Source organism: Nitratidesulfovibrio oxamicus (assembly GCF_015731765.1).
GTDB classification, from domain to species: Bacteria; Desulfobacterota; Desulfovibrionia; order Desulfovibrionales; family Desulfovibrionaceae; genus Cupidesulfovibrio; species Cupidesulfovibrio oxamicus.
This window is the reverse complement of record NZ_VRYY01000698.1, coordinates 1-746: the sequence shown is the minus strand read 5'-3', so window position 1 is coordinate 746 and position 746 is coordinate 1. Positions and strand designations below refer to the sequence as shown.

Annotated in this window: 1 protein-coding gene; it reads left to right on the top strand. The window is 71.8% G+C overall.

Going from position 1 to position 746, the window contains the following annotated elements:
- Positions 1-18: 18 nt before the first annotated feature.
- Positions 19-746 (top strand): DegT/DnrJ/EryC1/StrS family aminotransferase (locus FVW20_RS17385; RefSeq protein ID WP_231039220.1); only part of this gene is annotated, 728 nt, incomplete at its 3' end.

The window sequence follows — 746 nt, the reverse complement described above, 5'->3', positions numbered from 1 at the left end:
GCCACGGCGGGCGGGCGCATGGCCTTGTTCGCCACGTTGCGGGCGCTGGGCGTGGGTGCGGGGCACGAGGTGATCCTGCCCGCGTTCACCTGCTCGGTGGTGGCCAGCGCGGTGCTGCGCACGGGGGCCACGCCGGTGTTCACCAACGTGGACCCGGCCACCTTCGGCACGGATCCGGGCGCGACGGCAAAGGCCGTTACGTCGAGGACGCGGGCCATCATCGCGCAGCACAGCTTCGGCATTCCCTGCCGGGTGGGCGAACTGCGCATGCTGGCCGACGGCTGCGGGGCGGCGCTGATCGAGGACTGCGCGCTGACCGTGGGCTCCACGCGCGACGGCGTGGCCGTGGGCAACACCGGCGACGCGGCGTTCTTTTCCACGGACCATTCCAAACCCATGAACACGGTGGTGGGCGGGTTCTTCTACACCCGCGACACGGGGCTGTACGACGCCGTTGCCGACCGATTGAACAACGCGCCCACCCTGCCGGAAGCCCAGCAGCGGCGGCTGTTCGGCCAGTTCCTGCTGGAGCGGCGGCTGGCCCGGCCCGCCAGCTACGGCCTGTACCAACTGGCCATGCTGGGCAAGTCGGTACTGCGACGGCTGTCGGACCCGGGCATGACCTTTCTGGACGACGACTACGTGGTGGAGCGCACGGGCGCGTACGCCTACCCGGCGCGCCTGCCCGCCGTGCTGGCGCGCATCGGGCTGTTCGAGCTGGACCGCTGGCCCGCCGAGGCCGCCCG